We start from the raw sequence: 448 nt of genomic DNA, 5'->3' as shown, positions 1-448 counted from the left end.
GGCCGGCACCGAGCAGGCTGTGGGTGGTTCGCGTTGTTCGCGGGATTGGCATTTATCGTGTAGGATGCCTCGCTTATTTCATCTGATCGGAGCAAATCAACGCTTTTGTTTTGTCGGCGCTCTTGTCGCCGAAGGGTATGGCTGTCATCAGCACAGCACGTCTTGCATGCCCGCCCGCCATCAGGCCCGCGCAATTCCCATGGAATTGCACGCTACCTGCCGCAATACGTCGCACTGCGATGTCGTAAAGCCAGAACAAGTTCAGGAGATAGAACTGATGAACGAGGCTGAGCTCTCGCCTAATGATTCCGAAGCGCCCGCTGATCGAATCAATCCCGTAGTGTTCTAAGGTTCCGCAATCGCCATCGTGGCGTTTGCCATATGGACGATGTTCTTCACTGATCGCTCCCAAGCGGTCATCAATACGGTGCTTGGCTGGATATCCGAC

1 protein-coding gene is annotated in these 448 nt (G+C 54.9%); it reads right to left on the bottom strand.

Annotated elements, in window-relative coordinates; all coding sequences use genetic code 11:
• Window positions 1-73: 73 nt before the first annotated feature.
• Window positions 74-448 (bottom strand): hypothetical protein (locus ACU8YC_RS27625; protein ID WP_446896344.1); only part of this gene is annotated, 375 nt, incomplete at its 5' end.

Source organism: Citrobacter sp. VF227 (assembly GCF_052950715.1).
This window is presented reverse-complemented; position numbering and strand designations above follow the sequence as displayed.